This window comes from Bacteroidota bacterium (assembly GCA_018266755.1).
Classification (GTDB): domain Bacteria; phylum Bacteroidota; class Ignavibacteria; order Palsa-1295; family Palsa-1295; genus JAFDZW01.
The window spans coordinates 629,119-653,560 of sequence record JAFDZW010000005.1; the positions used below are offsets into that span (position 1 = coordinate 629,119).

Sequence of the window (24,442 nt, forward strand, 5' to 3'; positions counted from 1 at the left end):
AGACACGTATCTCGTATTGCGTCTTTTCGTAGTTGAAATAGTGCAACTTGGCGACGATAACGCCGTTCTATTCGACGAAACCCAGGAAGTGGACATGCTTCCAGATCGAAGCGCCGTTCTTACCGATGACTGCGATCGTCAAGTGCGCGGTGAGCGGGGCTGTGTTCATGCCGTCACCTTCCCTTCCGGCCATTCGCGGACGCGCAGGTCGGCTGGCCATTCGATGTGTGTGCTCATGGGTTTATTCAAATAATGAGTCTGATGCCTTGACCGATCCGCGTCCTTCGGATACGACGATCTGTTTCGCGGACATGCGCTGTAAGTATGCGTCACGGGACGAACGTGCATACCAGGTTTGCGCGGTGAGCGAGTCTCGCGTGACGGGTAGTTCGAAGTCCTTTGTAATGGAGAGTGATTTCATGCAGGTAGTCCTGTTTGGCGTAATTCTTGACTAAGTTCATATAGACGTTCGACCATCAGCGACTTGTACTTATGGGCATCGGCGACTGCATCCTCTGCGGTATTGAAATAGCCAGCGCCGGTCGAGATAAGATATTTCCCAAGCTTGCCAGAAAATCGTGTCACGATCTCGTTGGTGATTGGATTCCGTGGGTGGATCAATTCATATTCTGGTTTCAGGCTCAGGCATTTTGCGGCCCATTGAATCTTCTCGATGAGAGTGGATTCCTTGTGTTTGCGTATCATGCGTTCAAAATCTCCCCGCCCCGCATTCACGCAGGGCGGGGTTGAGTGAGGGGTTAGTTGGTGATCTGGTGAATCTCTTCTGCGAATTCAAGAATGGCCTGGCGCATGGATGCGTGAGACCGCTTCGCTGCCATAGTGCGAAGCTTGGATTCGAGAACGGGATAAGTGAGCTCTGATTTTCGTATACTATTATCCGCCATTTTGAAAGCTGCTCTCACGGTTTGCATCACCTTTTCATGCATAGCAATACACGTCTCAAGCGTACCAATCGAAGTGTTTTTGGGGAGTATATATGATCTTCCGAACACGTGAGTATCATTGATCTTTACGTATTCCAATGAATCATTCGTGGACGGGTCATTAGAATATTTTCGACCTTTTGTGTCGTGAGACCAGATACTGTGCGGAACGCGCAAAAATCCAAACTCAGCCGCTACGGTATCCAATATCTCATTACCATTGGGTATGTATTGGTACAGTGGCATATGAGAATCCCGATCTAGAGACCAAATCGGATGAATCCAAGGATTGCCACTTGGAGTTATATAGGCTTTCACGAATCGGAATGGGCGAAGCATTCTGATGCTCTCATACCGAGCCTCCCATTTCGACCGGAATTTGCGGGCTTCATTATCCGCATCCAGCCATGCCGGAGATTCTGCTGAGAGTTCTTTGAGTGCGTTTGCCTTCTTTTCCAAGAGACCGATCGCCTGATCAAACATATCCTCGGTTATTTCCTGGCTTTCATCCTGGCGGTTTTTGTATGCAGCGATGCGCCTGGTTAAAGATATGCTGTAGGCTTCGGGTATCGTTGATACTTGAAGGAGTTTCTTTCCATCCAACTCAATCGTTTCGCCGTTGATTAGAACGGTTCTTTTACTAAAGTAATCTGGGAAGCAGATCACAATAGAGTCAGAGGTGGTCTCAAGGGCAATAGCAGCGATTGGCTCTGCATCACTAATCACATCAATTGGTTTAGTTGTCATTACTTCTTCCCTCCCTTCGGTGCTTTGCCTTTGGTGCTGCCGCGCCGGTTTGTCACCGGCACCGGCTCAAGCGCCGTCTCCGGCGCAGAGTCTTCCTCGGCTTCGAGCTCGAGTTGATCCGCCCCCAAATGTTTGCCATTGAGGTACTCGATCGTCTCGCGCTCGATATTTGCGACAAGCTCTTCGAGCGGCTTTGTGAGATAGATCAGGCTATCGCCCTGCAGCTCCTCGTATGGCACCGGCGGGAAGTACTTCAGTGGAGTGGTGATATTCAGCGGCACCGGAGAGTGTTGCAGCGTCTTTGTTGCCGAGATCGTCAAGCCGACTGTTTCCTGCCGTTTGAATGCGATCTTGCGGACGACGATCTGATCCTCCTTCGCACCGTCACGCGTTCCGGGTTCGGCCCATGTCTTCGGTAACTCGGCAATCGCAATGAAATGCGGAACGAGCTGTTTCCAGACGTTCGTAAAGTCGTCGGTGACTTTCTCGCCGGACTTGTAGGTGATCTGCTTCGTGCCGTGCTCGGTGATCTGGTCGTACTCGATGGTCGGGATGCCGTCTGGCGTCACGTGTACCGAGTTGATGGTGTATTCGCTTTTTTTCATGGTTAGGGGCGTTAGTTCTTTTGATAGTCCTGAAGTGGTGTGAAGGTCAACTCCATCGTCTCGACACGGGTGAGGATCGCCTGCTTGTTGTTCGCAAGGAGTTCGTCGCGGATCTTCCTCATCTCGATATCGTCGCAACTTTCCAGACGATCAGCGATGATCGTTTGAAGCTGTGTATTCGAGCCTTCGAGGAGTTTGATGGCTACTGTCAGCTGCTCGGAGGTGCTGAGGATATCCCACTTCCGTTTCTCGAAATGGATATCGCCATCGATGATGTCGACATCCTTTGCCGGTAGGTGACTAACGAGTGTGCGACGAAGCTCTCGCACTCGCTCGATGCGGTTCGTAAAACCATTGTATTCTGCTCGCTTAGCATCCGCATCGGCTTGGTGTCCGTTTATGATCGCTCGCTGTGCCTCGATGGCCGCACGGTCGATCACTCGCTGTTCGGCGGCGGCAAGCTTGGTATTCAGCGGACCGATCTCGCGCTCGAAGTCCTCGCTGATGGCATGCAGGGTATGATTACATGCATCTTCAAAGCCCTTGATCTCGTCGTCAAAGGGTTTGCCGATCAGCGTGATCTCCGTCAGATGCTTTTTCGGAAGCTCATCCAGAAGTTGATCATGGTTTGCCTTGAGAGTATCGCGGCGACTGATCGCTGCTTTCAGTTTCCCCTCAAGATCGGCGATCTCCTCACTGATCGTGTTGTACTCTGCCTGGTAGCCACCGTTGAGCTTATCGGATTCTGCCCGCTGTTCCGCTCGCTTCGCGTCTTCAGCGGCACGTTTGCGAATCCCAACTTCGGAGACCGCACTATCCCTTGCTTGTCGGGCATTCTCACGGAGTGAATCGCGATTGGACTCAAGGGAAGCCTTTTCGTTCTTGAGGCGCAACACCTCGTCCGCCGGATCGAAATCGCTGACAGGAGGAAGCGTGGCCTCGAGTTTGTCGGCTGCAGATTGGCAGGCTCTGGCGTCCGAACCGATCGTCTCACGTCGGTTCATCAGCGCCTTCAGCAGATTTTCGATTGTATCGAATGGGTTCGATGCTTTCTTGAATGTGACGTCGCCCGCGAGCTCGCTGAGCAAGTTCTCGTCAGGATTGATATCACAGACCTGCATGACGATCTTGATCCGATCATCTGGACGCTCAGCCGCAAGTAGTCTACCGGCGTTCGTCGTATCCTTCTTGCGGATGCTATTGAGGAAGGTGGCAGGCGACTGCTCCATCTCTGTGTCGTTCGCATAATAGAGATTGCAATCGAAGCCGTCACGTCGCAGACGTTTGACCATGTAGCAGTTATCATACTTCGGGTTATCGTGCCCGAACGTCAGAACGATTTCTGCCTCATCGGCCCCCTGCTGAATGAGCGACGGTTCATTGCCGCCCGAGAGCATGCAATCGAGCGCCTTCTCGACGGTTGTCTTCCCGCTGTGGGAGAAGCCATGGATCACGATACCGGTCTTGGGTATCGCGATCGGCTCGTCATCATAAATGCCGGCCTTCTTCAGGCGAAGTTCTTTAATCCATATCATGGTAGTAACTCCAATCGATTAGTGGCGTGGAAATGCACTCTCAATTTCGTCGTCAAGGTTGCCCTGTTGCGGTGTGGGGTTGGCCGGTTGCGGGTCCTTCTGCTCGGGCGGCGCTTGCTTGATGGACTTCAGGTCATTGCCATACTTCGTCTTTTCCCAGACGATCTCGGCGATGGCGCCGGTCCCTTTCATTCCTTCCGCCTCTTCCCCGAGCTTCTGGGAGATGGTACCGAACGACATCTTCTCCTTGGTCTCGGCATTCTCAGCGTTGATCGTGAAGCGGGTCCACCCGCGGCCGTTGGTACTCCCCTCCTTGCGGGAGACGCCGACGATGACGAAGAGACCGTATGGGCCTTCGGGCTTGCGCTTGGTGGCGGTCGACTGCTGATTCGCAGGTGTGAAGTCCGGATCGTCCGTATCCTGGTCGAAGATATCGGACGCGCCGGAGATAGCGAGGGCAAGAGCGGCATCGGCCCGCTTGATCGCCATCTTCACGACCGTGTTCCGAGTGTCGGCGATCTGCGTGCGGATCTGCTTGACCTGATACACATCACCGTCTTTGTCCTTGGCAAACTTGATGCGCCGTAGATTCTCGGGAGTGGAATCGTACTCCTCATCGCATATTGCGACGCGCCATTTGTATTTCTCCTCGGCGGATGAACATTCACCGACGCCCTGCCCGACCGGGTTACCGTTACCGATGTGGAAACCGTTCGAAGTGACGCGTACCCGGTACTCGCCGTCCGTCGAGAGATCCTCGATCTGATGCTCCGCCCGAATGCGGAAGACGATCAGGAGTTTGTCCGAGCCGGGTTTGTACAGAGAGTCTTTCTTAGTACCAGGGACTTTACCGTAATGCACATTCTCCTTCATGACCGACTTCTTCACCTGGTCAATCAATCGGACGTGCGCGAGAACATCTTCCACCTTGAGTGTGGGTGTCGTTACCGCGTAGGTGTTGATTTGGATCTCCTTCTGATTATCCATTGACGAGCTCCTCCTCTTCTGTCACCTCAACCTCGGCCCACCGCGGCAGGGAGAGATCGAGCATTTCGTCCTCAGCCCATCCGGGATAGAGGCCCGTTGTGGTACAATTGATGTAGGTCTTGAGCGCGGCGCGGTACTTGGTCTTGCCGCCGGCGAGCGCCTCATGACTCATGCGCCACACAGTCACCGCGAACGGTGCCTTCTTCTCCACGGCGATGATGATGAACTCGGTGTGCGGTACACCCTGAAGATTTGCAGCGATGTCCGTATAGAAGCCGCCCTGCATGTCGTAGCCGTACTTTGCTACCTGGCGTGGGAATCCGTCCGGGCTTGCATCGACGGTGGTCTTGAGATCCACGATCGTGAACCGGTCCTCGTAGATCATGTACTTGTCGGTGCGGGCTTTGCAGAGCACATCCGTGAGCGGATCCTTTGCAAGGAAGGTCTGTTCGCACCATCCTTCCGCTTCCATCAACTTCCGGGCGATCGGGTGATGCATGACGCTATCGCGGACCTGTTCGCAGAGAACGCCTGTCGCCTGATCGATGACCGTCTTCCCGAAGTTGTCGGCCAGGAAGTTGTTATAGATCGCCTTGCCATCGGAGGTACGACGATCACACTTGGGTGCGATCGCATAGTCTCTCGCGTAGAGATCCGGCTCGAGGAGAGCGGTGTGAACGGCCCGGCCGATCATCAGCGATTCGGTATCCGGCTTCTCCTCGTTGAGCGCGACCTTCAGATGCGCCCCGCTCTTGGCCGCTTCTTTCAGCTTCGAGTTATTGACCGCATCGTGCAGTGCGTATTCGGGGAATGGGATGGACGGGTAGATCCCCGGTACGCCTTCCCTGAATTGTTCGAGTGTGAGTATTTCTGACATATTGCTATCTGTTTGGTTGTTTGAAAATTCTCGGGTTAGTCGGCGACCCTTCGCTCCAAGTCCGCGATAGAGGACTTCAGCTCGTCGCGCTCATCCTCAAGCTTCTCGATTTGCTTGGCTTGTTCGATGATGGTTGAATCCTGCTCCTCGATGATGTCCGTCAACTCTTTGACGGCCGTGGTGATCTCCTTTTGGCTATCATCGATGCTAGTCTTGAGCCGCTGAAGATTTCTGTATTCCGTTTGCGTCATGATCGTTAGAAAAAAAATGGGCTACTGAGCTTTCGCCGTTCGCCCTTGTGGCAGGGACAGTTAGGATTGGATGCAACGGTCGATGAACTCTTGCGTCATGCGATCATTCGCCCAGTCGGGCAACGGCGTTGATGTATTGAGTTCATGGCAGATCGCTTGCAGGTCTTCGCGGATCTCGGCGAGTGCGCTATGGATCTGTAGTACGCCGACACCCTTCATCAGCTTCGTCTCGATCTCGTGAAGCTTGTTCGCGGCGTCGAGGGCGTGGTTCGTGATCTCATCGCGACCGATCTCATTTAGGATGATGGATGTGTTCATACTCAGTTGCCCTCCCCCGTTTGGTCGTATCCCTGCCCCTTGCGGATCACGTCGTTGACCGTCTCGCGAACCTTCGAGAGTACGTCGTACCACCGGCGCTCTTGTGTGATGTCCTTCTCGAATGACTCCCATTGTGCCGGATGCTCTGCCGTGCGGCCACGAACGAGCTTCGAGCCTTTGGCTTTGAGCGTGAAGAGTGGTTCATGTGTGCCGAAGGCTACAAGGATGCGTACCGACGGACGGTTAATGCCGCCATTGCTCATGATGACCGCGACGGTATCGGAGAGTTTATCGCGGATCTGCATTTGATTATCGCCGAACGGAGCGAGATCGCGAGCTGAGATACGCACCGTGAGCTCGTAATCGGTCACGCTGCCGGGGACGAGTTTCGGAACCTCCGTCGCTGTTGTGGCTGTTGTCGTCATTGCTGTTAGTTTCTTTTATTTGTTTGGTGCCCGGCGTTAGCGCGTCGGGCTTTTTTATTTCCCACACTCATTCCCCGCGCTGCCGACCATCGGTGCCGCAACTCCCGCATTCACCATGACCGTGGAGCTCGCGACGGCGGGGATGAAACTCATACTCTCGAACTCCGTCCAGTGCGACGCGCTTTGTTACGGGCTCTGCGACGTGCGGCCTGCATTGCCATCATTATCGCGTGGCCGATCGGGTTGTATTCTCGCATTACCACTTGCGCCCCATGTCCGGCAGCCCCTGCGAGTTTGCCGCCTTGCATGAATGGGATACTGATCCGCCGACCCGTCGTGCGGAAGCGGACAGCGCCGTGATTGTTGCGATGTAATGCTCTTGCCTTGTTTGTCATTGCTCGTTCGTTAGTTGATATCAGATTCGTCTTCCTCCACTTCGACCTCACGCTCATACCCGCATCCCGAGCAGGTCATGATCACGATATCACCGACATACAGGCGGTCCTGGTGCCACTGGTAATGAAAGCAAGCGGCTTGCAGCAGCGCATCCTGCCGGGACGTCGTACCGTAAATGTTCGCGAAGATCGGATTCTCGACTGCTTCGATCATTGCCGTTCCTCCGTAGCCTTAGTCTGCTCTTCCTGCTGCTTGCGGAATGCGATGTCCTCGCAGCGTTCGCAGAGGTCGCTGAACCCGCAGTCCGGCGGTAGCTTCGCGCCGCAACTCGTGCAGCAGCTTACTTGCAAGTCGTCGATGTAGTCTGACATGGTCGTTTAGAGCATGAAATCATCATCGTTTCCAATCTGCCCGAGCATCGACCCGAGCGATTTCGGCTTCGGCTCTTCCGGCTTCGGCTTCTCTGGTTTCGGCTCCTGCTTGTGCGGCGCGTAATCGCGCTGATCGTATTCGTGGCGAAGCACTCTTCCGCCGACGATGAATGTGGGGTCGATCATCATAGCACTATCCCTTCCAAGAGCGAGCGGCCGGGTGCGGTATTCCGGGGTTTTTCTTTATTCATCCTGTCATCATTCACGTCATTCACTTCCGCACCCGGCGTGCTCACGATCGCTCCCGTTGCCACAGACGTATCGGGATCGGCAACGGGAGTTGTGTTGACGGTAGCCGTACCCACGCGGCCACCGACACGATTAAAGAATCCGCAGACGTATGCCCACTGCGAGACGATGATCCCGAGGACGATCAGCGCAATGCTGACGCCGAAGAAGACGTCACCTGACTGTTGCGTCTGTGCGGCTTCGAAAACTTTCTCGTAGGCGGTCATATCAAAATCCCCCGTGCGATATCCGACTCGGCTTCGTGGAGCAGGGCCGGCGTTGTGATCAGATGCCCCTTGTCGCCAAGCGTATGGTAGAAAGCTCGTCTGAATCTCGGGATCGCTTCCATGCGCTGACGGATGTGCTCGCCGCTCTTATGCTTGAGCGCCGCTACCTGGTCGATCGTCAGTTCGCTCATCTGCGTCATGGAGACCATTAGGCCGATCGCTGTGACCTGCTCTTCCATCCGCTCGAAGAATGCGAAGACTTCTCGCGGCACTGCTACTGCTTCATCCATTCTGGTCGGTCGGGTTGACATTATCGGCCTCCCTTCCGGTTCTTAATTTCGGCTTCCATCCGGCTCACGAGTCCCTTGCACTTCTTGAGCTCGCGCATCGCCAGGTCATCCTTCCCGCGTTTGGCGAATGCAATGGCCTTACCGAGCGATTCTACTTCGTCGGTCACTTCGTCGTCGATCGAACCGTCGAGGTTTTCGGTATCCACTGGCGAAATCGTGTGTAGATCAGGCAGTGAAAGCTCAGAAAGACTATAGTCGCCACGTCCTGCCGCTTCGCGGGCAAGGATCACGAACTCTTCCACCGTCAAGGCACGTGTGCCTTCGAGAATGAAGTACACGGTGCGCTCATGCCGACCGGTGATTTCCGCGATCTCCTTCACGGTGAAGATCGGAGTCTCGCCCCATACGAGGCGTTGGAGGCCGTACATGATCGTGGTCTCATTCACGATCCGGTTCGTTTTTGAATGCCGTTCTTGGTTGTTTTTCCCCATAGTGGTGCTGTAGCTTTGCATCATGAATGATGTGATACTCGATTCGTATTGGCAGCGCGTCGATGACTTCGATGAGCTGTGGGTGCTTCGCAGCGGACAGGACTGGCGATGCGAGGCCCGGCGGCACTATTCGTGGCGGAATTGAGCCTAAAGAGCTCGGCGTCGGACACCGTAGCAGGAATACAGAGCACCCGTCGAATATCCGCGCTGAGCGATTGCGACGGCACACGGTTACGGCTCGTCACCTGCTTGATGTGGTGCACCGATACGTCGGCAAGGATGCTTGCCAATGTGGCGTTGCTCCACCCGCGAGCTGCCATGTACCGTTTCAATTCGCTGCTCCGCATTCGTGACATGGGTTATAGATTGATTAATAGTGCGTTATGACCAAAAATCTGCGTATGTTTGGGCCTTAAAAAACCCACAATAAGCATGGAAACCGAGCAGATCACGCGGGACATAGCGCGAATGACCGTCACGGTCGGAATCACGTTCATGGACGAAGACGGTATTAGCAGACTCGAAAGTGATCGGTATGCACCCGGTATTTTGCCCGTCGTTCCGCAAGTCGGGCACGTCATTCTGGTACCGTTGGCCAGAAAGAAGTTTAAGAAGTACCTCGTCTCGCTCGTGCAGCACGGGCGGCTTTGGCAAAAAGGCGACGGTGGCGTTACCGAGTTAGAATACATCATCAGCGTTACTGCGCATGAGGTGGACGATTATGAGCTGCGGGAGCGTACGAAGCGATTCTAATGGACTCTTCGAGGATATCCGCAGCGCTTACGCTTTCTTTAGCGGCACTAGCCCATTCTTCGTACTTGGCGATATGCTCTTGTTCGTCCACGTCCGGCCACTGGCTCACGATCGGGTCGAGCAGGTCATGGCGGGCAGTCAGCCGGAATAAGAATATCGGCGTACCAAGCGCATTCACCGATGCGGAGACCATTTCCTGGTTGATCCCCGCAGCGGGGCCGCCGGAAAAGGTGTTCACGATGCGGTTCGCATCCTGAATGTCTGACGTCATGTAGAATCTGATCATAGCGGTTATGGGTCAGGCGTTGGCGGTTTGTGGTTGAGAGACCTGATCTTCAGTAATCTCGTCAAGTAGGTTCTCGGCCGGAATATCGAGAAAGCTAGCGATCTTCAGCGCGATATCCAGCGGCGGCACGGTATTGCGCATCTGGTAGTTTCGGACAGTCGCTTCGCTTTTCCCGATCTCATCGGCAAGGGCCACGTTCGAGATTCCCCGGTTTCGCATTGTGAATTCCAATCGAGTCATTAGTATTATTGTGCTAATTCGCTGTACAAATATACGTAGTATATTACGAATTTCCAAATCTGTTTCCTATTTTTCTGCTTTTTTTTCTGTAGTCAGTGGCACTATATTTCTAAGTCGTTATTTTTCAATGAGAAGCACGCCTAATAAATTTCTTGCGAATTATCTATTTAGTGCTTAATTTCGCATGGTGGACATTGGAAAAAGAGCAAAGGCGCTGAGAGAAGCGGCCGGGCTAAGCCGGCAGGACCTCGAAGCAAAGGTATCCTTTTCGGCGAAAACGCTGGAGAACGTTGAGCGCGGCGCCAATACGACGATCGAGGTATTGATACAGCTCGCCGCGGCCCTAGGGACCACGGTAGCGTACCTTATAGGCGAATCGGACGAGCCCACCCCGTCCCGTTCAGCGGGCTCATCGAAGTCCGGCTTCAGTATCGAAGAGATCATTGCCGTAGCCGATGAGGTCAGCAGCTATCCGTTCTTCGCTGATATTGACTATGAACAGGCGATGAAGATGGGTATGAAGGAAGCGGACATCGAGGACGTGATCCGCAAGACGTATGCCGACGTGTGGAAATTGATGTTCAGGAGACGATTGGAGGAATTACAGGCCAAGTAAAATTCCACGTAACATTTCCAATCTCAGGTGTTATTATATTTGTGGACCAATATGATTCGTATCATCATCGTCACTGGACAAATTCATGAAGCACTGGGCTCCCCCTCCTATCGAGCTTCGCCCCGATCAACTGACCGAAGCGAAGCGAGTCGCAACGCTATTGAGCAATCATTCACATGGGGATATCGATCTTTGGGTATCCATGCTTGGCTTTGCCATTGAACGACACCCACTACTTCCCCCGGTCAATGCTATTATCATCAAACAGACGATCATCATCCGCAAAGGCATGACGCGCATCGAGGAGATACGGGCGATTGCACATGAGTATGCCCATCACAAGTTTCATCCGAGGGCGGTGCAGTTTCGGGATCTACCGAGTCGCACGATCGCGAAGAACGAAGGACAGGCGAAGGCCTTCGCGGAAGAGGTGTTGATCTATTCGACGTGAGTTCTATTTATCATCATTAAATCATTATGTTTAGACACATTGGAGCATTTGAATTATTAATAGTGATTTTCTTCTGGGTAGGCCCTGCTATTCTGGCAGGAAATATCGCTCGAAAGAAGGGTCGGAGCTATTGGGGATTTTTCTTGATCGCGCTGGTTCTTTCTTGGATAGGTCTGATATTCGCGGCAATCGCTGCGCCAGCCGCATCGACTACTATAATTCAGCCGATCGATCATGCAACATCACTCGCTAAATTGGCAGAACTCCGTGATGCCGGTACGCTGAGTGATAGTGAATTCGAACTAGAGAAGGCAAAGATTCTTAATTCATAATTATCAATATCATGAAAGAGAAACACAACTCATTTGTACCAGAAGCGCATTATCCATCCTTGACCCTATGTCTACTGTTACTTATTGCCGGAACCTATTTATTACGATATGCAGATGGCGATTCTCTCATCGGTGCTGTCGGAGCCTATGGAATTGCATGTATCATCTACTTATTAGTAAAGGTGGAGCGGAATACCGACGGGGCAAGGTATGAAATTAAGCGAATGAATGAACGAGCCGAGCGATGACCCATAGATTGAGGCCTTTAGAACTTTTTCTCTGCATGGTCACGATTGAGGCGTGATCATATAATGAGGAACCGATTCAGATGGAGTTTGAATGCAGCGCACTCGCACTGTTGCGTGCCATCGTTTCAAAATACTCCTGAACTTTGAATGCCAAAACTCTCTTCCATCTCCATAACTAACGATTACGACCATGCGATACATCTCAGTTTTTGCTCTTATCATCTTCGCCGGCTGCATATTCGACTCGACAGCACCGACAACGACTACTGTTGACACGACGCTATTAGGTAAATGGAAGGGCAATATTTATATGAGCGGCTGGATCACGAGTGCATCGCTTGGTGCCAAGCCCAGCAATGGTCGACACTGGTTAGAGTTCGAGATTCATTCCATCAATGACTCGGCTTTCGGAAGCATTACAGATCTGACTGATAGTCTACCTTCCGATCAACGATTGCCGAATGTGGCGTTTCACGGGCGATTCGACGATACTACCGTGCACGGCTCATTCAAGGGCACGATCGAATATGGAATCGGTAGCGACAAACCTACGCTATACTTCGGATATGCGAATCATGCAGGCGTCGCAATTCTCGATACTGAGCATCTTTCAGCAATTTGCGATAAAATTTCTGGTCAGAACTACCTCTTCGGAGATGTAATCCGCGAGTAGCATGCCGATCGTCATTGGGATACTTGTTGCTGTTCTCGCCTATCGATTCATCGGTTGGGTGCAAGCGCGTCTGCGCGAGGATGCGGCACAGGCTCGCGTCTCTGAGTCCATTGCAGCGAAGAACCGAATGGCTGACGAATATGCCGCCGATGAGCACCGGCAGTGGAAAGAACACAGAATGCCGTTCGTTGACCCGAATGAACCGACAATCGTGCAGGACGCCGACTATCGCGATCTCTCCGACGACCGAATGCTGAACTGAGATGCCCCGAACGAAGTACGACGCTCGCTTCTATGAGGAGCTCTTCGATACGCCCCCGCTCGTGTATGAACGAGGAGGGCGTTTCTATTTGCAATGGTGGGATCCCACCAAGCGCGAGAATCGCCGCAAATCGCTCAAGGTAAAGGTCGATATTCCGGTCCCCGAGAAGCCGTCGGAGCCACGCGACTGGTGGCACAAGTCAGCGCATAAGCAGTACATCACTGCCGAGATCCGCAAGGTGCTACAGGGACGTCGGACGGAACAAGCACTCTCGATCGTCTCTCCTGCGGTTGCCGCCATACCACGTTTTCGCCATAACCCTGCAATGCCGATCGCTCAAGCGATGGAGAAGATGAACGCCGATGCACAAGCCAACGGCTCACTGAGCAAGCAGACTCTGCGCCGGCGTGAGCATACGATCGTACAGGTGACGGCATTCGATCCGCGAGCGACGATACAGGGCATGAACCGAGAGTGGTTTGGAAAGTTCAGGCCATGGATGGAAGCGCAAGGATTTTCGGAGTGGACGCGGTGGACGATCCTCTCTGACCTGAAACGACTATTCGTGAGGATGAAGGTGCTGAAGGTGATCGACTCCACGCCATTCGATGGTGATAACCCGGTGAAGTTCTCACAGCCTGAGACGTTCACGAGCTATACCCCGCTCTCCGAAGAGTTCGCGTTCTTCCGACACGCGTATTACAAGCGGCCGGATATCTTCCTGGTCCTGATCACGGAACGCTTGGCCGGTTGGCGGTGGTCGGATATCTATGCAATGAAGCGTAGCGAGCTCGATCTGAAGGAAAAGATATTTCGTGAGTCGCGCAACCAGAAAGCAAGGCGCGTCGACACTTTCCCGATGAGCGATTGTCTGCATGCGCTCTACGTCGATTTGTACAAGAAGCTCGGGCATGATTTCGCATTCGCGCATCTCGAGTACGCGACGATCCGCAAGTACATCGTAGAGTCATGCGATGCACTCGGCATCCCCCGACTGCGGACGCATCAGTTCAAGAAAACGTATAATGGCGAAATCCTTCCGCTCGCGCGGACCGAACAATCGTACAAACGGCTGATCCATCACAAGGTGACCGACACCGGCGGGAAGCATTACAGCAAGAACGAGGTGGAGTTGTTGCGCTCGATCCTCAACGAAGCGCAGAAGCCGTGGAGTGAATTCGTGCAGGAGCTAACACGTCACAAAGGCGCACAATAACGGGTACAGAACGGGTACAATGCAATAAAAAAGGCGATTCCGTTAAGAAATCGCCTATATTCTGCTCCTGAGGTAGGACTTGAACCTACGACCCTCTGATTAACAGTCAGATGCTCTAACCAACTGAGCTACTCAGGAATCCCTAAAAGCGGGACTATAAACAGCACCCTGTGAAGTGACGGTTCCGACAAAAAGGCTAAATCATGAGAAAATTACGAAATAGCAATGCTGACCGGGCAACCGCGCTCGCTTGTAGATCGTTATCAGTGCACTGACCATCACCGAAATTGCCGTGCCCGGAAGCTTCACATTCGTTCTGCACACCCACCTACCCTACGTTCTGCACCATGGGAAATGGCCGTTCGGGTCGGACTGGCTCTCGGAAGCAGTCGCCGAATGCTATATTCCGCTCCTCGGCGAACTCGACCGCCTGCACGAACGAGGCATCCGAGCACGTATCTCGATGGATTTCTCGCCAATTCTTCTCGAGCAGCTTGCAGACCCTGAATTTCCAGACGTATACACCGAGTATTGTAACGAGCGAATACGGCTTGCTGAATCGGACATCCTTCTATTTAAACAGTCGAAGGAGAAACAGTATATTCCACTCGCCGAGTTTTGGATCGAGCATTATGAGCTCTCATTGCGTACCTTCAAAAGTTGGTATGGCGGTGACCTTATCGAGGCATTCCGACGTCACATCCGCTCCGGCACTCTCGATGCGATGACGTGCGGTGCCACGCATGGGTATTTGCCGCTGCTGCTTTCGGATTCCAACGTCCGGGCACAAGTACGAATTGCCTCCGATACGCACGAGAAGCATTTCGGTACGCGTCCGAGAGGCATTTGGCTTCCCGAATGTGCATACCGACCCCGCTATGCCTGGAAACCGCCGACAGACACGCCCGGACTTGCACGCTTCGAAACCGAACGTGCCGGGATCGAGGAAATTCTCGCAGAACAACAGCTAGAATATTTCGTCGTCGAGGGGGCGCTCACCAAAGGCGGCGTCCCGATGCCTACGTATCCTGAGTTCAGCACGACGATCCACGAGCGATTCGAGCATGACAGCGAAGCGCGTGCATTCAAACTCAAGCAGAAAGAGCTGAAGTCACGCTCGCTATCGGAAATGTATGCGGTAAAGTCAACCCATCGCAAACTCGCGGGAAAATCGCCCATAGTATTCTCGCGCGACCGAAAAACATCGGAGCAAGTATGGTCCGGCGATATCGGTTACCCTGGCGATCCGAACTATCTCGAATTTCATAAAAAACACCATAACTCCGGTCTCCGCTACTGGCGTGTCACCGACTCCAAAATCGATCTGGCAGATAAACTTCTCTATTCACCGGCATCGGTCGACGAGCGGCTGCACTCCCATGCCGATCATTTTGTCGGGTTGGTGAAGCAGACACTCGATCAGCACCGAAAGGAGCACTACACCGACGGTGTTGTCTGCTCCCCGTTCGATACCGAGCTCTTCGGTCATTGGTGGTTCGAGGGCCCTCGGTTTATCGGTCAAGTGATCGAGCTGCTCGAGAACGATCCTGACATTCACCTTACAAATTGTGCCGACGCACTCGACGAACGCACACGCCCGTATGAAACGATCGCGCTCCCCGAGGGGTCATGGGGTGAAGGAGGCGGACATTATGTCTGGATGAATTCCGATGTCAAATGGACGTGGGACGAGATATACCGATTGGAAGCAGCATTTCTCGATGCACTCCGCGAATATGGTTACCTCGATGCACCAGGGAAATTCTTGACGAAGACGATGAAGCAGGCCGCGCGCGAACTGCTACTGCTTGAGGCGAGCGACTGGCAATTTCTGATCACGACCGCCAGCGCCACAGAGTATTCAAAAAAGCGATTTGAAAAGCATGCTAAGCGGCTCGGAAAACTGCTTCAGCTTGTCCGGCGTCTGCTTGGGGGAGAAGAGCCGAGCAAGAAAGACAAGGCGTACCTCAAGAAGGTAGCTCTCGATGACCGGCCCTTTGCCGAGATAGACTTGGCTGCCTGGAAGTAAATTTTTACAGTATCGCAGTACATCTTGCCCAATGTTTGCGTAGTTTTGCGTTAGTTTCGTTAGACAAAATTGAAAGGATATCAATGAAAACACTTGCTACACTTCTTTTGCTTATTCTTGCCTCGCCGTCGTTTGCGCAGATCACGATCACCTATGACCAGTTCGTCTCAGCGTTCGTCACTGGCGGAGGCGCAGCTCGTACCAGCGAGCAAACCGCAACGAGCCTCAGTGCCGCACCGGGACTGATTGCATTGAGTGGCGCTGCGAAGACCTGGGATTTCACCACCACGAGCTACACATCCAATACACAGGCTGCAAATTCACAAATCTTCGCATTTCCGGGAAGCGCTCCGCTTGCGAACGATGCCGATTTCTCGACATCGACGCACGTAATCAAACAGTACCCAAGCACTCCTGGCGATCCGATCATGTATATATATTTCCGGCTCGATCAAACCGGAATGTACACGCTCGGCGTGGTGTCTGATAGTATGGGCGTCGTGACCAAACAATTCGCGTATCAAAACGGTGGATTGCAAGAATATGCCTTCCCGTTGACCTACCAAACGCACTGGAGCAGCACCGTAAATGGCTGGGCACCGCAGTTGCCACAAGGCGCGACGATCACGTTCACTGAGGATGCTACCTGTGATGGGTACGGCTCGCTCACAACACCAACGTCTATTCATGGAAAGACCCCGATCTTGTCGAAAACGAATGACTGCCTGCGCTTGGCAAAAACGCTGACAACGAAGATCGATTTCATGGGCTTTGGGACGACTGTCGTCACAAAAAGGTACGATTGGTATACCACTGGGGGCAGCTCTGCCGAGATCACGTTAGACCGTAACGATGCCCCGCAGAGTATGGTCTATAATTCTATCCCAGGCGGAACGGATGCCGTCGATTTCAATACCGAGGATCCGTACGAAATCCAGTTGGGTAACAATCCGGCAGCACTGAGTTCGAGCCTGAACTTCCAGTCGCCGGCTGATATGAATGCACGAGTCTCGATTTCCGATGTAATGGGTCGTGCGATTTCGGTGCCATTTAACGGAATGGCTCATGCGGGATCGAACGAAGTCCCGATCAATGTCGGCAACCTGGCAAATGGCACGTACTATGTGCATGTTGAAGCTCAGGGGCTCAACACTACCCGCAAACTAATTGTATCGCACTAATGCAGAGTGCCCTTGATAACAAGCCCCGACTCTGTCGGGGCTTTTTTATTTCTGAACCTCAGCCGGCTCGACGTGAATCACAATTCTATTAATATCAGAGTACCGGTGCCGAATGAACCGCTCGATCTCGCTTGAGACTTGATGTGCCTCGAACAGTGATAACCCTCGGTCAAGCTCAATAACCGACGTCAACTTCAGATCCCCGTTGGTCTCATTACGAAGTAGTTCGATATCCTTGACATTTCGTACCGATGAAAACGCATTGCGGATCATCGGGCCGATCACTTCCGGCGAGAATCTCTCCCCCGCCTCCAAACGACGGACGAAATGCAATTCAGCATCGGACCGCTCTTCTTCCAGATGCACAACAATCTGCTTAATCGCAGGCAGCTCGGCGTGAATCCGTTCTTCGATCCGTTCACTGAGCGAATGGGCGTCCTCGAAGGTGCTCTTCGGAGGGAATTCGAGATGCAGATCGAGGGTCAGCACTTCGTCATCGCTGCGAGCAAGCTCGATATTATGGGGTAACACCCCGAACTCACTTGCAATTAGTTTAATCGTATCGAACGACGACTCTCCTCGTGTCTTGATCGGCACCGGATAAAAGTTGATCTCGGACCCTTGCACCAGATCGGCACTTGCATCCTCACACGCATCCAAGATGTGCTGGACGGAAGCGAATGGGAGTACGCGATTAATTTCAATCCCGCCATCGATAAACGTCACCGGTCCTGAACGACGCATGCGAAGTTTACGGGTCGAGAGCACACCATCTACGGCTTCGATTGCCTCGCGCAAGGCGGAATATTCCTTACTCCGATCGAGACGGTCAGTAAGTGCGTCGATCGCTTCCTTGCCCTGCCGAAGACTCAGGTACATCACGAACAAAGACACACCAATAGCGGCATAGTTATCGGCTGATGCCCATCCAAAGACGACATAGGCTAGGATACCTGCAAGGACGGCAAGGCTGCTGAGTCCGTCGACAAGAAAATGCAGGGCATCGGTTTGTAGAGCGGCGCTCCCAGCCTTCTTCCCGGTATGATGGAGCTTCCACGATCGCCAGCCGTCAAGGACAAACGAACCGATCAGGATCGAGAGTGTCAGTAGAGTGATCTCAAGCGGATGAAGACTCGGATGGCTCAACCGATCGTATGCCTCCGAGAAGATCCAGATCGAGACTCCGAGGAGCGCGATGCTTTGGAAGAGCGAGACAAGCGAGTCGAACTTGCCGTGTCCGTAGGGATGATCCTCGTCAGCAGGAAGATATGCAACCCGAACCGCGAACATCGATAGCAGGACCGCGAACATATCCAGGGCCGATTCGCTCGCAAGCGAAAGGATCGCAAGCGACCCCGAAAGTACGCCCGCCAATATCTTGATTGCCACCAGAACGATCGTCACAAAGATCGACACCCACGCTGCTTGCAACGCTTCGGCCTGATGAGTGGCGTGGTGGTGGTGATGTGACGATTCGCTCACAAGACAAAAATACGGTGCGCTTTGGAGCGCAGAACAGATGATCGATATTCGGGAGAAGGGATCCGGACGATCCGAAGTGCCCGAGGCGAGACTCGAACTCGCACAGTCGTACGACTACTGCGCCCTGAACACAGCGTGTCTACCAATTTCACCACTCGGGCAAGTGCGCGCTGTTAACAGCGCAGCGTGAAATTGAATTCCTATCGGTCGAAAAGAACTAAACCCCGCCGTTTTGAATTGTTGCACCGCACGACGATTTTTCCATCTGCTGACGACCACAATTCATGACCACTGAATCCCGTGAATGGACCGTTGAGGATTCCATCGGCACTTATAATATCGACCGTTGGGGGCTCGACTATTTCTCCATCAACGACGGCGGTAATGTTTCGATCTCTCCGCTGCGCGAACGCGGCGCTACGATCGATATCATGGAGGTATTGCGCGACGCAAGCGATCGTGGCCTCCAGTTCCCGATGGTCGTCCGGTTCCAGGACTTGCTGCGCGACCGTGTCGAATGGCTCAACCGGTCGTTCAACGACGCAATCGCCGAGAATAAATTCGGCGGTCGCTACTACGGTGTCTTCCCGATCAAGGTGAATCAGCTACGTGAAGTGGTTGAAGAAATTGCCGACGCCGGGCAGCAATTCCACTATGGCCTTGAGGCTGGCTCCAAACCGGAGCTCTTTTCCGCGCTTGCCACGCACAAGGATCCCGAGTCGCTGATCATCTGCAACGGATACAAGGATTCTGCATTCATCAAAACAGCGACCATCGGCCGCAAACTCGGCAAGAAAATCATTCTCATTGCAGAGAAGCTTGAAGAGATCAAGGCCATCCTTGAGATCAGCCGTGAAAATGGCGTTCAGCCGTGGATCGGTGTCAGAATTCGCCTTGCAGCGAAGAGTACCGGGATTTGGGCTACTTCCGGCGGCGAATCGGCAAAGTTCGGTCTTTCGACGCTCGACCTGATGGAAGCCGTCGAATTCCTGCGGGCCGAAGGAGCACTCGACGCGCTGCGAATGGTACATTTTCACATCGGCTCACAGATCCCCGATATCCAGTCGATCAAGAAAGCGACCCGCGAAGCAACGCGATACTATGCGAAGCTTCGGAAGATCGGTTTTGAAAATCTTGAATACATCGACGTCGGTGGCGGGCTTGGGGTAGACTACGACGGAAGCCGCACCCTTTTCCATTCGTCGACCAACTATTCGCTCGACGAATATGCGGGCGATTGTATATTTAACATCAAGGACGTCTGCGACGAAGAAGGTGTCGCACATCCGAATATCGTCTCGGAATCCGGTCGCGCCATCGTTGCCCATCATTCGGTACTCGTCGTACAGGTCTTCGGTGCAATCGAAAAGACGAAGGCCGATTACGACCTCTCGATCCGTGAGAATGACCATAAGTGGATCAAGCAGCTCGCAGAAGTAAAGGAGTACATCCGTACCAATCCGCGGGTCGCACTCCACGATGCGCTGCAGATCAAAGAGGAGTCGCAGAACGCGTTCGAGCTCGGCATTCTCGATCTCTATACCAAAGCCCGCATCGAGACATTTTATTGGGCTATCGTCGAAGAAATCTCGGACTATTATTCCAACCGCTCGAAAGAAGAGGAAGAAGACGAGCCGATGCCGGAAGAAATCTCCGAGCTCGTTCCGCATCTGGCAGATCAGTACCTCTGTAATTTTTCCGTGTTTCAGAGCTTGCTCGACCACTGGGCACTCGGACAGATCTTCCCGATCATGCCGATCCATCGCCTCAACGAGAAGCCGACGATGCAAGGTACACTCTGCGACATCACCTGCGACTCCGACGGCAAGATCAGCCGCTTTGCCGACATTCAAGACGTTCGCAAGACTCTGCCCCTGCACCCGCTCAATGCGAACGAACCGTATTATATCGCGGTGTTCATGACCGGTGCATACCAGGATATTATGGGCGATCTGCACAACCTCTTCGGACGTGTGAACGAGGCACATGTCTTCCTCGACCCCGACGAGGATTCGGGGTTTTATATCGAAGAGACAATCAGCGGGAATACGATTTCGCAGGTACTCGAGCTCACCCAGTACTATACGAACGACCTCGTTCGCAGCATCAAGGAACAGATCAACGATGCGATTCGCAACGATCGGTTAAAACCGAACGAAGGCATGCGCTTGCTCGCCGAATACGAGAAGGGACTTACTGACCACACCTATCTGACCTTCTCGAACGGTACGACCGCGGTAACCGAAGCGACTACGCAGCGGCAGCGAGCTCTCGTTTGAGGCGTACGCTGACGATCTTCGACACACCGTCTTCTTCCTGCGTCACGCCGTAGAGCGCGTCTGCAGCCGCCATCGTCCGCTTGTTGTGCGTCACGACGATGAACTGAGTATCCACCGTAAACTTCTTGATCAACTGCAGGAAGCGATCGACGTTCGCATCGTCGAGCGGAGCATCCACTTCATCGAGGATACAGAACGGACTGGGCTTCACGAGATAGATCGAGAAGAGCAGCGCAATCGCTGTCATCGTCTTCTCACCGCCCGAGAGCGATTCGATACCATGCGGCTTTTTCCCACGCGGTTGAGCAGTGATCTCGATCTGTGCCTCGAGCGGGTCCTTCCCTTCTTCCAGGGCCAGTTCGCACTCGTCACCTTCGTTAAAGAGTGAGCGGAATATCTCTTTGAAGTTCTTGCGGACGAGTTCGAAAGTCTCGATAAATTTGTTCGTGGCCGTCGTATTGATTTCCTCGATTGTTTCGAGCAGTGTTCGCTGTGCATCAGCGAGGTCTTTGCGCTGCGTGGTCAGGAATTCGAGTCGTTCACGCTCCTTGTTGAACTCTTCATACGCAAGATGATTGACGTTGCCGAGATTCTTGATCTGCTGACGCAGACGTTGGATCTCTTCACGCGTCTCGGGGAAGCTGAACGTCTCGACATCAAGATATTCCTTAATCGCAAGCTCCGGCATCTCGAACTCTTCACGCGATCGACGCTCGAATTCGGCAATGCGCGAGTCAAGTTCACGGATCTTGATATCGAGTTCGTGCGATGCGTTGATGGTCTTCTCGTGCTCGTTACGTTGTTCACGAAGTCCTTCTCGGTACTTCAACGCAAGCTGTTGCTTCTCTTTACGCTTCTCGGCGACGCTATTATGCTGCTCCTGCGTCGTGCGGATCTCCTCTTCGAGTGAAGCAAGCATCGTATTCAGCTCGGTGAGCTTCGTCTCGTTGGCCGTACGATCGGTGTGGAAGCGGTCGAGGTCCTGACGCTTGGTTGCAAGCTGGGTGATCGCGGCAGCTATCTCATTCTCGAGGCGTCGCACCTCCGCGACCGTCGAATCGTAGGCGTTCTGCGCTTCGGCTGCGGCAAGTTGAGCCGCGGTGTAGCGCTCGGTCTCGGCCGCAAGCGAACCTTCGGCCGCTTGAACCTCATGCTGCACCGACGCAAGTGTGACGCTGGCCTCGGCATAGCGCAATTCAAGTTCTTCGAGCGCAGGTGCGACATCCTGCAACATGGCAGACTGTTCCGCTTTGCGAATCGAGAGGCTTTCAAGTTCGGTCGTCACCTTCTGCAATTGCTCGGAGCTGCGCTTGAGGTCGTAGCTACACTCTTCAAGTGCTCGCTCCGACTTGCGAAATCCGTTTTGAGCAACCGACAGTTGCGATTCAATTTCCCCGAGCTTGATAGCTTCGTATGCCTGATTGCTGGAAGCGATCTCTTGCTGAATACGATCGACCTCAACACGGAGCACCGCGACCTTCTCCTCGAGCTCTTTGATCTGATGCTGTTTGCCGATCATCGAACCTTCGGAGTTCTTTTTCGACCCACCGCGAAGCATACCGGTACGCGCGACGACTTCACCTTCAAGGGTGACTACACGTTCGAGGTCACTGTTCGATCGAAGAATGTCGTATGCCTCATTGAGCGACGACGCCGTTGCAGTTCGGCCTAAGAGCAATCGGTACAGTCTCTCGTATTTCGATTCGAAGATCAGCTTGCCGAGCACGCCAACCGGACTATCGACAGCCTCGGAAGACGGGACTTCGTCGAGACAGATGAATGTCGCCTTTCCCTTTTGCGAGTGTTTCAGCGCCTCCACGGCTTCCAACGCTTCCGCACGCGAATCGACAACGAAGTACTGTCCTGCATCGCCGAGCGCATTTTCGACGGCGGCACGGTATTCTTCAGAAGTCGATACCGCATCGAGCACTGTAATCGGTGCGCCAGAGCGCGACCAACCGTGCGACTTCATCAGGAATTCAGCCCCTTCACTCGTACCAAGCGTGCGCTCAACGAGGCTCGTCAGGAATTCGATCTTCGAAAGATGTTGTCCGATCTCTTTCTGGACGGTGAACGATTGGTTTTGCAGTTCGTCGAGACGGTTCTTGAGCTCATCGCGCGTAGCCATCGCCTCGCGTCGGGTCTGCTCGGCATCGGCAAGGAGCCGAAGCGAATTCTCGTGTTCGATCGAAAGGGACGTGTTACGATCCTTGAGATCGTGCTCGCGTATGGTAAGCGTCTCGCGCTCGGACGAAAGCTGCCCCTCGCGGCGGTCGATCTCTTCAAGGCGCGCTTTGAACTGCGCCGCATCCTCAAGCTGCCGGTTCTTCTCGGAAAGAAGCTCGTTTACGCTGCGCTGCGCAACGGCAAGGTCGCGTCGTTTTGCTTCGAGCGATTCACGGGCGGCAGCATATTGGGTGGCAACCGCTTCTTTTTCCGCGCCGCGGGTTTCTGCCGCGATACGAAGCGAATCCAAACTTCCCTGCTTCGTTTCGCACTGCGACGAGAGCGCCGACTGCGAAGCCTCGAGTTGGGCAATGTCCGCAAGCGTACGTTCGTGCTGTGCGACGAGTGAATTGATGCGCTCACCGGTGCCGACGATCGTTTCGCGCAAACGACGGTACGTCTCGTTCTTTTCCCGCAGTGCACGCTCCGAGAGGTCTAATTGCTCCTCAATCTCTTCTTCTTCGCGGGTGACGAGATCAATAAGCGATTCGAATTTCGCAAGTTCGCTCATCAAATGGGTCCGTGCCTGTTCCTGTTCTTCAAGCAATGCGCGAAGCGGGGCTATACGGGCGTGGGCCTCGGAGTATTCGCGCTCGAGCAAATCGATTTCCAGTGTTCGGAGTGTCGAGCTCAGATCGTTATACTTTGCCGCTTTCTCCGCCTGACGTTCGAGCGATGCAACGGCCTTGGTGACTTCCCGGATGATAGAATCGATTTTCTCGAGGTCCGTCGTTACCTGATCGAGTCGACGAATGGCCTCTTTGCGGCGGGCTTTATACTTTGTAACGCCGGCAGCCTCTTCAAAGAGCTTGCGTCGTTCTTCGGTACGATCACTGAGGATCGTCTCGATCATCTTGAGCTCGATCACCGAATAGGCGTTTGCGCCCATGCCGGTGTCCATAAAAAGCTCGATAATATCCTTCAATCGACACTGCGCCTTGTTCAGCAAATACTCCGACTCGCCGGAGCGGAACAAGCGGCGCGTAATCGTGACCTCGGAGTATTCGGTCGGTAGGATCCCTTTCGTGTTTTCGATCGTGAGCGAGACCTCCGCCATTCCGAGCGGCTTGCGATTTCGCGAGCCGTTGAAGATCACGTTCTCCATCGTGTCAGAGCGCAGCGTACTGGACTTCTGTTCGCCAAGGGCCCAACGGATGGCGTCGACGACGTTCGTCTTGCCGCATCCGTTCGGACCGACGACCGAGGTCATGCCGGAGTCGAACTTCAGGAGCGTCTTGTTCGCGAACGACTTAAAACCGATGATCTCAAGCTTTGAAAGGTACATAGTTAGCCGAAGGGGGTATCGCTACAATCCGTGTCGATGGCCACTTGCCCTGACACGATGCCAAGGAGCGACGAACGAACGTCATACATCTAATTATTTCCGTGTACACTTTGTTTCCAAACTACGAGTAA

Annotated in this window: 33 protein-coding genes and 2 tRNA genes; 10 read left to right on the plus strand and 25 right to left on the minus strand. The window is 53.5% G+C overall.

Features of this window, described 5'->3' with window-relative positions:
• Positions 1–67 precede the first annotated feature (67 nt).
• The 19 genes from JSS75_07345 to JSS75_07435 form a co-directional block, all read right to left on the minus strand.
• On the minus strand, positions 68–220 hold the full coding sequence (locus JSS75_07345) for a hypothetical protein (GenBank protein MBS1903499.1): 153 nt from the start codon (positions 218–220) through the stop codon (positions 68–70).
• 21 nt (positions 221–241) lie between these two features.
• Positions 242–421 (minus strand): hypothetical protein, encoded by a 180-nt coding sequence (locus tag JSS75_07350; GenBank protein ID MBS1903500.1) that lies wholly within the window; start codon positions 419–421, stop codon positions 242–244.
• Positions 418–705 (minus strand): hypothetical protein, encoded by a 288-nt coding sequence (locus JSS75_07355; GenBank protein MBS1903501.1) that lies wholly within the window; start codon positions 703–705, stop codon positions 418–420. Before JSS75_07355 ends, JSS75_07350 begins: the two co-directional genes overlap by 4 nt.
• 53 nt (positions 706–758) lie before the next feature.
• Positions 759–1,691, minus strand: a complete 933-nt coding sequence (locus JSS75_07360) for a hypothetical protein (GenBank protein ID MBS1903502.1) — start codon at positions 1,689–1,691, stop codon at positions 759–761.
• Positions 1,691–2,296 (minus strand): hypothetical protein, encoded by a 606-nt coding sequence (locus tag JSS75_07365; GenBank protein MBS1903503.1) that lies wholly within the window; start codon positions 2,294–2,296, stop codon positions 1,691–1,693. Before JSS75_07365 ends, JSS75_07360 begins: the two co-directional genes overlap by 1 nt.
• Positions 2,297–2,307: 11 nt before the next feature.
• The gene (locus JSS75_07370; GenBank protein ID MBS1903504.1) at positions 2,308–3,831 is read right to left on the minus strand and encodes a hypothetical protein; all 1,524 of its coding nucleotides are present in this window, start codon (positions 3,829–3,831) and stop codon (positions 2,308–2,310) included.
• A gap of 18 nt (positions 3,832–3,849) precedes the next feature.
• Positions 3,850–4,818 carry a hypothetical protein gene (locus tag JSS75_07375; protein MBS1903505.1) on the minus strand — a complete coding sequence of 323 codons (969 nt, stop codon included), beginning with the start codon at positions 4,816–4,818 and terminating at the stop codon, positions 3,850–3,852.
• On the minus strand, positions 4,811–5,695 hold the full coding sequence (locus JSS75_07380) for a PD-(D/E)XK nuclease-like domain-containing protein (protein ID MBS1903506.1): 885 nt from the start codon (positions 5,693–5,695) through the stop codon (positions 4,811–4,813). The genes JSS75_07375 and JSS75_07380 overlap by 8 nt, the downstream gene beginning before the upstream one ends.
• A gap of 35 nt (positions 5,696–5,730) precedes the next feature.
• On the minus strand, positions 5,731–5,946 hold the full coding sequence (locus JSS75_07385) for a hypothetical protein (protein MBS1903507.1): 216 nt from the start codon (positions 5,944–5,946) through the stop codon (positions 5,731–5,733).
• A gap of 60 nt (positions 5,947–6,006) precedes the next feature.
• Positions 6,007–6,264: a hypothetical protein gene (locus JSS75_07390; protein ID MBS1903508.1), complete on the minus strand. Its 258-nt coding sequence runs from the start codon at positions 6,262–6,264 to the stop codon at positions 6,007–6,009.
• Between the two features lie 2 nt (positions 6,265–6,266).
• Entirely contained in the window at positions 6,267–6,689 is a 423-nt protein-coding gene (locus JSS75_07395; protein MBS1903509.1) for a hypothetical protein, read from the minus strand.
• A 149-nt stretch (positions 6,690–6,838) separates the two neighbouring features.
• Complete coding sequence (locus tag JSS75_07400) at positions 6,839–7,084, minus strand: hypothetical protein (protein MBS1903510.1); 246 nt, start codon at positions 7,082–7,084, stop codon at positions 6,839–6,841.
• Positions 7,085–7,094: 10 nt separating this feature from the next.
• Positions 7,095–7,298, minus strand: coding sequence for a hypothetical protein (locus JSS75_07405; GenBank protein MBS1903511.1), 204 nt, complete (start codon positions 7,296–7,298; stop codon positions 7,095–7,097).
• Positions 7,295–7,456 carry a hypothetical protein gene (locus JSS75_07410; protein MBS1903512.1) on the minus strand — a complete coding sequence of 54 codons (162 nt, stop codon included), beginning with the start codon at positions 7,454–7,456 and terminating at the stop codon, positions 7,295–7,297. Before JSS75_07410 ends, JSS75_07405 begins: the two co-directional genes overlap by 4 nt.
• A 6-nt stretch (positions 7,457–7,462) precedes the next feature.
• On the minus strand, positions 7,463–7,645 hold the full coding sequence (locus JSS75_07415) for a hypothetical protein (protein MBS1903513.1): 183 nt from the start codon (positions 7,643–7,645) through the stop codon (positions 7,463–7,465).
• On the minus strand, positions 7,642–7,971 hold the full coding sequence (locus tag JSS75_07420; protein ID MBS1903514.1) for a hypothetical protein: 330 nt from the start codon (positions 7,969–7,971) through the stop codon (positions 7,642–7,644). The genes JSS75_07415 and JSS75_07420 overlap by 4 nt, the downstream gene beginning before the upstream one ends.
• Positions 7,968–8,261 (minus strand): hypothetical protein, encoded by a 294-nt coding sequence (locus JSS75_07425; protein MBS1903515.1) that lies wholly within the window; start codon positions 8,259–8,261, stop codon positions 7,968–7,970. Before JSS75_07425 ends, JSS75_07420 begins: the two co-directional genes overlap by 4 nt.
• Before the next feature lie 20 nt (positions 8,262–8,281).
• The gene (locus JSS75_07430) at positions 8,282–8,707 is read right to left on the minus strand and encodes a hypothetical protein (protein MBS1903516.1); all 426 of its coding nucleotides are present in this window, start codon (positions 8,705–8,707) and stop codon (positions 8,282–8,284) included.
• A gap of 65 nt (positions 8,708–8,772) precedes the next feature.
• Positions 8,773–9,072 carry a hypothetical protein gene (locus JSS75_07435; protein MBS1903517.1) on the minus strand — a complete coding sequence of 100 codons (300 nt, stop codon included), beginning with the start codon at positions 9,070–9,072 and terminating at the stop codon, positions 8,773–8,775.
• A gap of 112 nt (positions 9,073–9,184) precedes the next feature.
• Between JSS75_07435 and JSS75_07440 the strand changes: the two genes are divergently transcribed.
• Entirely contained in the window at positions 9,185–9,505 is a 321-nt protein-coding gene (locus tag JSS75_07440) for a hypothetical protein (GenBank protein ID MBS1903518.1), read from the plus strand.
• Here the strand turns inward: JSS75_07440 and JSS75_07445 are convergent.
• Both JSS75_07445 and JSS75_07450 read right to left on the minus strand, forming a co-directional pair.
• The gene (locus tag JSS75_07445) at positions 9,450–9,791 is read right to left on the minus strand and encodes a hypothetical protein (protein MBS1903519.1); all 342 of its coding nucleotides are present in this window, start codon (positions 9,789–9,791) and stop codon (positions 9,450–9,452) included. The genes JSS75_07440 and JSS75_07445 overlap by 56 nt on opposite strands.
• Before the next feature lie 12 nt (positions 9,792–9,803).
• Positions 9,804–10,010 (minus strand): helix-turn-helix transcriptional regulator, encoded by a 207-nt coding sequence (locus JSS75_07450; GenBank protein MBS1903520.1) that lies wholly within the window; start codon positions 10,008–10,010, stop codon positions 9,804–9,806.
• 205 nt (positions 10,011–10,215) lie between these two features.
• Between JSS75_07450 and JSS75_07455 the strand changes: the two genes are divergently transcribed.
• The 6 genes from JSS75_07455 (at position 10,216) to JSS75_07480 (ending at position 13,829) form a co-directional block, all read left to right on the plus strand.
• Positions 10,216–10,647 (plus strand): helix-turn-helix transcriptional regulator, encoded by a 432-nt coding sequence (locus JSS75_07455; GenBank protein MBS1903521.1) that lies wholly within the window; start codon positions 10,216–10,218, stop codon positions 10,645–10,647.
• Positions 10,648–10,732: 85 nt separating this feature from the next.
• Positions 10,733–11,098, plus strand: a complete 366-nt coding sequence (locus tag JSS75_07460) for an ImmA/IrrE family metallo-endopeptidase (protein ID MBS1903522.1) — start codon at positions 10,733–10,735, stop codon at positions 11,096–11,098.
• A 26-nt stretch (positions 11,099–11,124) separates the two neighbouring features.
• Positions 11,125–11,430, plus strand: coding sequence for an SHOCT domain-containing protein (locus JSS75_07465; GenBank protein ID MBS1903523.1), 306 nt, complete (start codon positions 11,125–11,127; stop codon positions 11,428–11,430).
• 438 nt (positions 11,431–11,868) lie between these two features.
• The gene (locus JSS75_07470; GenBank protein MBS1903524.1) at positions 11,869–12,351 is read left to right on the plus strand and encodes a hypothetical protein; all 483 of its coding nucleotides are present in this window, start codon (positions 11,869–11,871) and stop codon (positions 12,349–12,351) included.
• 1 nt (position 12,352) lies between these two features.
• Entirely contained in the window at positions 12,353–12,613 is a 261-nt protein-coding gene (locus JSS75_07475) for a hypothetical protein (protein ID MBS1903525.1), read from the plus strand.
• 1 nt (position 12,614) lies between these two features.
• Positions 12,615–13,829 carry a hypothetical protein gene (locus tag JSS75_07480; protein MBS1903526.1) on the plus strand — a complete coding sequence of 405 codons (1,215 nt, stop codon included), beginning with the start codon at positions 12,615–12,617 and terminating at the stop codon, positions 13,827–13,829.
• A 64-nt stretch (positions 13,830–13,893) separates the two neighbouring features.
• On the opposite strand, the gene JSS75_07485 is transcribed toward JSS75_07480, so the two are convergent.
• A tRNA-Asn gene (locus tag JSS75_07485) sits at positions 13,894–13,967 on the minus strand.
• A gap of 154 nt (positions 13,968–14,121) precedes the next feature.
• On the opposite strand from JSS75_07485, the gene JSS75_07490 reads away from it, so the two are divergent.
• Positions 14,122–15,858, plus strand: a complete 1,737-nt coding sequence (locus tag JSS75_07490) for a DUF1957 domain-containing protein (protein MBS1903527.1) — start codon at positions 14,122–14,124, stop codon at positions 15,856–15,858.
• Positions 15,859–15,941: 83 nt separating this feature from the next.
• Positions 15,942–17,039: a T9SS type A sorting domain-containing protein gene (locus JSS75_07495; protein ID MBS1903528.1), complete on the plus strand. Its 1,098-nt coding sequence runs from the start codon at positions 15,942–15,944 to the stop codon at positions 17,037–17,039.
• Between the two features lie 45 nt (positions 17,040–17,084).
• Here the strand turns inward: JSS75_07495 and JSS75_07500 are convergent, their stop codons facing one another.
• Positions 17,085–18,521 carry a cation-efflux pump gene (locus JSS75_07500; protein ID MBS1903529.1) on the minus strand — a complete coding sequence of 479 codons (1,437 nt, stop codon included), beginning with the start codon at positions 18,519–18,521 and terminating at the stop codon, positions 17,085–17,087.
• A gap of 77 nt (positions 18,522–18,598) precedes the next feature.
• Positions 18,599–18,682, minus strand: a tRNA-Leu gene (locus JSS75_07505).
• 123 nt (positions 18,683–18,805) lie between these two features.
• On the opposite strand from JSS75_07505, the gene speA reads away from it, so the two are divergent.
• Entirely contained in the window at positions 18,806–20,800 is a 1,995-nt protein-coding gene (gene speA, locus JSS75_07510) for a biosynthetic arginine decarboxylase (protein ID MBS1903530.1), read from the plus strand.
• On the opposite strand, the gene smc is transcribed toward speA, so the two are convergent.
• On the minus strand, positions 20,772–24,311 hold the full coding sequence (gene smc, locus JSS75_07515) for a chromosome segregation protein SMC (protein ID MBS1903531.1): 3,540 nt from the start codon (positions 24,309–24,311) through the stop codon (positions 20,772–20,774). The genes speA and smc overlap by 29 nt on opposite strands.
• Positions 24,312–24,442 lie beyond the last annotated feature (131 nt).